Source organism: Mesorhizobium sp. M5C.F.Ca.IN.020.32.2.1 (assembly GCF_004023105.1).
Classification (GTDB): domain Bacteria; phylum Pseudomonadota; class Alphaproteobacteria; order Rhizobiales; family Rhizobiaceae; genus Mesorhizobium; species Mesorhizobium wenxiniae.
On the sequence record NZ_RZSX01000282.1, the window covers coordinates 1 to 6,995 of the forward strand.

Sequence of the window (6,995 nt, forward strand, 5' to 3'; positions counted from 1 at the left end):
CCTATAACAATGTCTATGGCTTCCGTCCGTCGCAGGGACTTGTCCCGGCCGGCCCCGAGCTTGACGTCTTTCACGCGCAGATGGGAGTCGAAGGGCCGATGGGCCGCAACGTGCGTGACATGGCGCTGCTGCTCGACGAGCAGGCTGGCTACGAGCCTCGCGCGCCGCTCTCACATCACAAGGTCGGCTCGTTCCTCGAAGGGCTTCGAACGCCGACGACCGGCGGCCGCATCGCCTGGTTCGGCGATCTTGGCGGCCATCTTCCGGTTGAACCCGGCATTCTACAGCTTTGCGAGGCCGCGCTCGGCCGATTCGCCGACGTATCCTTTCAGACCGAAGCGCTGGTACCGGATTTCAACTTCGAAGCGCTGTGGCAGGCCTTTGTGACGCTGCGCCAGGCGAGCAGCGGTTGTGCGCTCAAGGCGCATTACGACGATCCCCTGAAACGCAGTCTTCTGAAGCCGGAGGCCGTGTGGGAGGTGGAACACGCGCTTCAGCTCACGGCGCCGCAGATCCACGCCGCCACGGTGAGGCGCTCGTCCTGGCACAAAACCCTACTATCGCTCTTCGACCGCTTCGACCTCGTCGCATTGCCGACTGCGCAGATCTTCCCCTTCGAGGTCTCCACCCACTGGCCGACGCAAGTGGCCGGGCGTGCCATGGACAGCTATCACCGCTGGATGCAGGTTTCAGCGTTCGCCACGCTGGGCGGCTGCCCTGCGGTCAACGTACCGGCGGGCTTCGATGCCAGAGGCAGGCCGATGGGCATGCAATTGATCGGACGGCCGCGCGGCGACATGACCGTGCTGAGAGCGGCGGCGGCCTACGAGACGACGCTGCCATGGCAGGCCGGAGCCTAAAATCCAGGTCAGGGCTGCCAGCGACATGTGCTGCCGGCTTGCACCTGCGTTGCTGTCATGCATTGATCACGGTCGGCCGCGTCGCAAGCCGCATACTGTCGAGGAAAACCATGTCGCTGGAACTCTACGCTACTTATGTCGTTGCCTGTATCGTCATTGTCCTGGTGCCTGGACCGACGGTCACTCTGATCATCGCCAACAGCATCCGCCATGGCTCCCGCGCCGGCCTCGCCAACGTCGCCGGCACGCAGGCCGGGCTGGCCATCATGATTGCCATTGTCGGCATCGGATTGACTTCGCTGATCGCGGGCATGGGCCATTGGTTCGAATGGGTCAGGCTGATCGGCGCTGCCTATCTGATCTGGATGGGTGTGCAGATGTTCCGCTCCAAGGGCAAGCTGAACGCCGACGGATCGGCGAAGACACCGCGCGGCGGCTTCTTCCTGCAAGGCCTGCTGGTGGCGATCAGCAATCCCAAGACGCTGGTCTTTTTCGGCGCCTTCTTTCCGCAGTTCGTCGCCCCCGAAGGTAACTACGCGTTGCAGATCCTCGTCATGGGTCTCACCGCACTGATCTTCGCCGCCGTGTCGGATTCGACCTTCGCCCTGGCCGCTGGCCGCGCCGGACGCCTGCTCTCGGCCAGCCGCATCAAGCTCATGTCCAGAATCAGCGGCAGTTTCCTGATCGGCGGCGGCCTGTGGCTGGCGTTTTCCAAGGCGAAGTAATGGCGGCCGAGAGCCGGGACGCAACCAGCGATCTCCTGGACAGGAAGGCCGATTGAAAGTCGGCCTTCTGTGCACCACATGAATCGATGGCTGGGGATTCATGCCGGTGCCATGGACTTTTGCGGATGTGAAAAGGCACGCGATCGGCGTGATCCTGATCGCATCGTTGTTTGTGGCGTTGCTTGCCTCGGATCCGCACAAGTGGACGAATGACGCCACCCCGATCCGCTCGGTCGAGCCAATCGATGCCACGGTCAAAAGTGCACATTGGGGCAAAGGCCAGAGTGTCTATATGCTGTTCGAGGACGGTTCATCTGTCTTCATCGACGACGATCGACCGCATCTTATCGGTGCGCGTGTCGCCATAGAGCGCGTCACGCGCGACAACGGCTTGGTCTTCTACCGGTTTCCGGAGTGAACCGTATGGCAAGAGCGCGGCTGGCCCTCACCTTGCTAATACTGCGGGAAAATCTCCGGGGCATCGTCATCACCAGCCTTGTGGTCGGTGTCTGCATTCTGGCAATCGGCGCACTGATTGCAAGGCGGAGCAGCCCAATCATCGATGTGGAGTCGACGACTGGCACTGTGGTCAACGTTCTCAATGTTCCTCCGAGCCCCGAAGCGTGGATCGGAAGAGGATTCCGTTATCAGTACGGAATCCGTCTCAACGAAAATGACCTCCTGGTATTCGTATATGGTGACGCAGCAATGCCGCGAGCGATCGGATCAGAAGTTGCGCTCGAGCGGCGGTACCGTCGCAATGGCACCGAAACGTACCAATTGCTCGATGAGTGAGTGAGCGGCTCTAAAGCCGCCCCAGCCTTTCCAGCAGCAGCGCGAAAAACGCATCGTGGTCGATGTCGCGCATCACCATGGCGTTGTTCGGTCGCTTGGTCACGCCCCACCAGTCGATCACGGTCATGCCCATGGTGAGCTCCGAGGCGGTTTCCACGGTAACGTTGCAGTTGCGGCCCCTGAACAGCTCCGGCTTCAACAGGTAGGCGATGACGCAAGGGTCGTGCAGCGGTCCGCCATCGGTGCCGTATTTCTCTTCGTCGAAGCGCTCGAAGAATTCCAGCATCTCCGTCGTAGCCGTGCCGACTCTGGTGCCGAGCTTGCGGAAGGCCTGGGTGCGCTTGGCCGTGGTCAGCGCCTTGTGGGTGACGTCGAGCGGCATCATGACGATTGGGATGCCGGATTTGAACACGACATCGGCGGCATGCGGGTCGACATAAATGTTGAATTCGGCGGTCGGGGTGACATTGCCGCCTTCGAAGAAGCCGCCGCCCATCAGTACGATTTCCTTGATGCGCGGCGCGATCTTCGGCTCGCGGATCAGCGCCAGCGCTATGTTGGTGAGCGGCCCGAGCGCGCAGAGCGTGATCGTGCCGCTCTCTTCCTTCATCAGTGTCTCGACAATGAAATCGACGGCATACTGGTCCTGCAGCTTCATTGTCGGTTCGGGCAATTGCGGTCCATTGAGACCGGTCTCGCCATGCACCTCCTCGGCGGTGACCAGTTCACGCGCCAAAGGGCGGATGGCGCCGGCATAGACTTTGATGTCTGGCCTGCCAGCCAGTTCGCAGATCTTGCGTGCGTTCTTTTCGGTGAGCCTCAGCGGCACGTTGCCGGCAACGGCGGTCATTCCGACGATCTCCAACTCGGCGCTGCCGAGTGCCAGCAAAATGGCGACGGCATCATCCTGGCCGGGGTCCGTGTCGATGATGATCTTGCGGGATTCGGGCATTTCAATTCCTTGTTTGGGGAGTCTTTTTGGGCGGGGCTTTTGACGGCTTGAACTTGACCGCGGGGCGGACCATATCAAGGCCATCGGGAAAAATGCCATCTGGGTTTTTCCACTTTATGTCGCTCTTGAGAGGACAGTGTAACATGAGCCGAATGACGCCTTTTTCTAGCCCGCTGCTCCTGGGTTTCGACGCCATGGAAAAGACGCTGGAACGTCTGGCGAAGTCGGGCGACAGCTACCCTCCCTACAACATCGAGCGCCTCAGCGGTGCAGACGGGAAGGCCGAAAGGCTGCGTATCACGCTCGCTGTCGCCGGTTTCGCCGAAAACGATCTCGATGTGACCACGGAGGAGAACCAGTTGGTCGTGCGCGGCCGTCAGAACGATGACACCGAGCGCGAATTCCTTCATCGCGGCATTGCCGCACGCCAGTTCCAGCGCTGTTTCGTGCTGGCCGACGGCATGCGGGTGATCGCGGCGGAGCTGAAGAACGGCCTTTTGGCGATCGATCTCGATCGGCCCGAATCCGAACGGATGGTACGGAAAATAAATATATCGGTGAAAGACTGATCCTTACCACTGCATCGGCCGGAAAATCGGAACCGATTTTCCGAAAGCATGATGCAGCAAATTGAAGTGTTAGAGCGTCCTTTGTGTGTCCAATTGGACACACGGCGCTCAAATGGCTCTCATGCGAGGCGGCCTTGAGCGGCGTCCTCGCGCCAAGGAGGCTTGAAATGACCAGAACTGACGAAAACCTCATCATGACCAGCGGCGAATTCGCCCATCTCGGCGAAGGCTCGGTCGCCTATCTCAGGAAAGTGTCGAGCGACGATCTGCGCGGCCGTTTCCCGGGCCTCGGCGAAATCGCGCCCGGCCTGGAACTGTGGGCCCTGTTTGCCGCCAATGGCCAGCCGATCCTGCTTTCAGACGCTCGTGACAGAGCGCTGGCTGGCGCCCTGGAAAACGACCTGACCCCTGTCCCCATCCACTAACAATACGGCGCAGCGATCTGATTGGAAACGGACAGGGCCGCTCACGGCGGCCCTTCAACGGATCTGATCAAAAAAGCTCAGGCTGCATGCGAGGCCTGCGTGTCCGACAAAAGCGCGTGGATCGCTGCGGCGTCGCGGGTGCCCCTTATCTTGGCCACCGTGTCGGCGTCGCGCAGCACCCGCGCGATGCGCGACAGCGCCTTGAGGTGGTCGGCGCCGGCGCCTTCGGGCGCCAAAAGCAGGAACACCAGATCGACCGGCTGGTCGTCCAGCGCCTCGAAATCGACCGGCGTCTCCAGCCGGGCGAAAACCCCGGCGATCCGCTTCACCCCCGCCAGCTTGCCATGCGGAATGGCAATGCCGTTGCCGACACCGGTCGAGCCCAGCCGTTCACGCTGCAGGATGGTGTCGAACACCTCCCGTTCCGGAATGCCGGCAATCGCCGCAGCCCTTTCGGACAGCATTTGCAGCAATTGCTTCTTGGAGTTCGCCTTCAACGCCGGCAAGATTGCCGGAACGTTGATGAGATCGCTCAGATCCATACTTGAAATCCCTCGTTCGCCTACCGTCGCCAGCCCTCACTCTCGCGTGCGGCTTGGTGCTTTATCCCAGTGCGGCCTTGGCCGTCATCCCTGCGCGACCTTGGTCGTAGACGGGTCGATCCAGCCGATATTTCCGTCCGGCCGGCGATAGACGATATTGAGATGCTCGGTTCCGGCATTGCGGAAGACGAGAACCGGGCTGTCCTTGGTGTCGAGCTCGATCACGGCTGACGCCACCGACATGGTCCGCAGCGTCATGGTTGATTCGGCGACGATGGCTGGCGCGAAATTCTCCGGTATTTCCTCGTCGTCGTCGGCAAGCGGCGCCATCACCGTATAGGCGATGTCGGTGAGCTCGCCGTTGGCATTGCCTGAATTATGTGACTTCAGCCGACGCTTGTAGCGCCGAAGGCGGGTTTCGAGGCGATCCGCCGCCGCCTCGAAAGCGAGCGTCGGGTCCTGGGCTTCACCAGTCGCCTGCAGCGAAGCGCCGGAATCCAGCCGGATCATGCAATCGGCCGTGTAGCGCGACCCCGATTTGACGACTACAATTTGCCCTGAAAAGCCCCGATCGAAATATTTCCCGATCACTTCTCCGACACGGTCGTTGATGCGCGTACGGAACGCATCGCCGATGTCCATGTGTTTTCCTGATATGCGCAGTGTCATCTGAAAACTGACCTTCCTTGCTCAGGCTTCAAACTGTCCCGAGTTTATACCCGTGGTCTGTGCGCACAAGCTTTGCGGCGTCACTTGCGCCGAATTTAAATCCGAACTTTCCGGTTGATCACAAGCCGCCTTCTTTGACCGTCCCGTGGCCAACGTCGTGACGGACCATCCGCATGCGGGCAGTAGCCCGTCCCATGCGGGCGGGCTTCTAGCCACTTCATTGCGGCTTGTCAATGAAGCGCGAAAGTTGTGGAAATTCCGTCGGAGATCAACGTCCGGCGCTGGCCAAAGCGCGTTTTTCACGCCGCCGCTGCACCGACGAGGGAATATTCATGCCCTCCCGATACTTGGCGACCGTGCGCCTGGCGATATCGACGCCACTTTCCCGCAACATATCCACAATCGCGTCGTCGGAAAGCACGTCGGCAGGTTTCTCCTCATCGATCAACTGCTTGATGCGGTCGCGCACCGCTTCAGACGAATGCGCATCGCCGCCACCCGACGAAGCGATCGACGCGGTGAAGAAATACCGCAGTTCGAACACGCCGCGCGGCGTCAGCATGTATTTGTTGGCGGTGACCCGGCTGACGGTCGATTCGTGCATGCCGATGGCGTCGGCCACCGTGCGCAGGTTGAGCGGCTTCAGGTGACGCACGCCATGGATGAGGAAGGCGTCCTGCTGGCGCACGATTTCTGAGGCAACCTTAAGAATGGTCTTTGCCCGCTGGTCGAGGCTGCGCGTCAGCCAGTTGGCGTTTTGCAGGCATTCCGCCAGGAAATCCTTTTCCGTCTGGTTTTTCGCATGCGGTGAAACCTGGGCGAAATAGATATGGTCGACCAGCACGCGCGGCAGCGTTTCGGGGTTGAGTTCGATCACCCAGCTTCCGTCATTAGCCGCCCGCACTTCGACATCGGCGATGATCGCGTCGCTGGCGCCCGCCGAAAACGCCATGCCCGGACGCGGATCGAGCGCACGTATCTCGGCCAGCATGTCGAGCAGATCCTCCTCGTCGACCCCACAAATCCGTTTCAGGGTCTGGAAATCGCGCCGTGCCAAGAGTTCGAGATTGGCGATCAAAGCCTTCATCGCCGGATCGAGCCGGTCGCGGACGGCAAGCTGCAGCGACAGGCATTCGGCGAGGTCGCGGGCAAAGATGCCGGCGGGCTCAAATGTCTGGCAGACCGCGAGCGCATTCGCCACCGCCGCTCGGTCGGTGCCGAGACGGGCGGCAATCTCGGCCATGTCGGCGCGCATATAGCCGGCCTCGTCGAGGCCATCGGCCAGTTCGCTGGCGATCAGGCGTGCTGCCGGGTCGGCGAAGGCAAGCGCGACCTGTTCGCCGACGTGCTCGCGCAGCGTGATGGCGGCGGCCGCCATGTCTCCGACGTCGAAGCCGTCGGAAGAGGACGCGGAACCGTTGCCGGATGCCGACTTCCATTGAGCCGTCAGGTCGGGAC

Annotated in this window: 10 protein-coding genes; 6 read left to right on the top strand and 4 right to left on the bottom strand. The window is 61.2% G+C overall.

From position 1 onward, the window contains the following. The 4 genes from EOA86_RS15910 to EOA86_RS15925 all read left to right on the top strand — a co-directional run. Positions 1–860: amidase family protein (locus EOA86_RS15910; RefSeq protein ID WP_245497284.1), on the top strand; the 860-nt coding region annotated here is incomplete at its 5' end. A gap of 110 nt (positions 861–970) precedes the next feature. Next, positions 971–1,585 carry a LysE family translocator gene (locus EOA86_RS15915; RefSeq protein WP_128342484.1) on the top strand — a complete coding sequence of 205 codons (615 nt, stop codon included), beginning with the start codon at positions 971–973 and terminating at the stop codon, positions 1,583–1,585. A 148-nt stretch (positions 1,586–1,733) separates the two neighbouring features. Next, the gene (locus EOA86_RS15920; protein WP_245497285.1) at positions 1,734–2,003 is read left to right on the top strand and encodes a hypothetical protein; all 270 of its coding nucleotides are present in this window, start codon (positions 1,734–1,736) and stop codon (positions 2,001–2,003) included. 5 nt (positions 2,004–2,008) lie between these two features. Next, the gene (locus tag EOA86_RS15925) at positions 2,009–2,380 is read left to right on the top strand and encodes a hypothetical protein (protein WP_128342488.1); all 372 of its coding nucleotides are present in this window, start codon (positions 2,009–2,011) and stop codon (positions 2,378–2,380) included. Positions 2,381–2,390: 10 nt separating this feature from the next. Here the strand turns inward: EOA86_RS15925 and EOA86_RS15930 are convergent, their stop codons facing one another. After that, complete coding sequence (locus EOA86_RS15930; protein WP_065010133.1) at positions 2,391–3,332, bottom strand: nucleoside hydrolase; 942 nt, start codon at positions 3,330–3,332, stop codon at positions 2,391–2,393. 143 nt (positions 3,333–3,475) lie between these two features. On the opposite strand from EOA86_RS15930, the gene EOA86_RS15935 reads away from it, so the two are divergent. Together EOA86_RS15935 and EOA86_RS15940 are read left to right on the top strand one after the other, a co-directional pair. After that, positions 3,476–3,901: an Hsp20 family protein gene (locus tag EOA86_RS15935; protein ID WP_065010134.1), complete on the top strand. Its 426-nt coding sequence runs from the start codon at positions 3,476–3,478 to the stop codon at positions 3,899–3,901. Between the two features lie 167 nt (positions 3,902–4,068). Then, a complete protein-coding gene (locus EOA86_RS15940; protein WP_029348168.1) occupies positions 4,069–4,326 on the top strand; it encodes a DUF1150 family protein in 258 nt (85 codons plus the stop codon). Between the two features lie 77 nt (positions 4,327–4,403). On the opposite strand, the gene ptsN is transcribed toward EOA86_RS15940, so the two are convergent. The 3 genes from ptsN to rpoN all read right to left on the bottom strand — a co-directional run. Then, positions 4,404–4,868, bottom strand: a complete 465-nt coding sequence (gene ptsN, locus EOA86_RS15945; RefSeq protein WP_023797448.1) for a PTS IIA-like nitrogen regulatory protein PtsN — start codon at positions 4,866–4,868, stop codon at positions 4,404–4,406. Between the two features lie 84 nt (positions 4,869–4,952). Beyond that, positions 4,953–5,537 carry a ribosome-associated translation inhibitor RaiA gene (gene raiA / locus EOA86_RS15950; RefSeq protein ID WP_065010135.1) on the bottom strand — a complete coding sequence of 195 codons (585 nt, stop codon included), beginning with the start codon at positions 5,535–5,537 and terminating at the stop codon, positions 4,953–4,955. Between the two features lie 268 nt (positions 5,538–5,805). Beyond that, the coding region (gene rpoN, locus EOA86_RS15955; RefSeq protein ID WP_128342490.1) for an RNA polymerase factor sigma-54 at positions 5,806–6,995 on the bottom strand (1,190 nt) is incomplete at its 5' end.

Coding starts and splice junctions, on each gene's coding strand:
- EOA86_RS15915 (WP_128342484.1), top strand. CDS start 971: ATGTCGCTGGAACTCTACGCTACTTATGTCGTTGCCTGTATCGTCATT.
- EOA86_RS15925 (WP_128342488.1), top strand. CDS start 2,009: ATGGCAAGAGCGCGGCTGGCCCTCACCTTGCTAATACTGCGGGAAAAT.
- EOA86_RS15930 (WP_065010133.1), bottom strand. CDS start 3,332: ATGCCCGAATCCCGCAAGATCATCATCGACACGGACCCCGGCCAGGAT.
- EOA86_RS15935 (WP_065010134.1), top strand. CDS start 3,476: ATGAGCCGAATGACGCCTTTTTCTAGCCCGCTGCTCCTGGGTTTCGAC.
- EOA86_RS15940 (WP_029348168.1), top strand. CDS start 4,069: ATGACCAGAACTGACGAAAACCTCATCATGACCAGCGGCGAATTCGCC.
- ptsN (WP_023797448.1), bottom strand. CDS start 4,868: ATGGATCTGAGCGATCTCATCAACGTTCCGGCAATCTTGCCGGCGTTG.
- raiA (WP_065010135.1), bottom strand. CDS start 5,537: ATGACACTGCGCATATCAGGAAAACACATGGACATCGGCGATGCGTTC.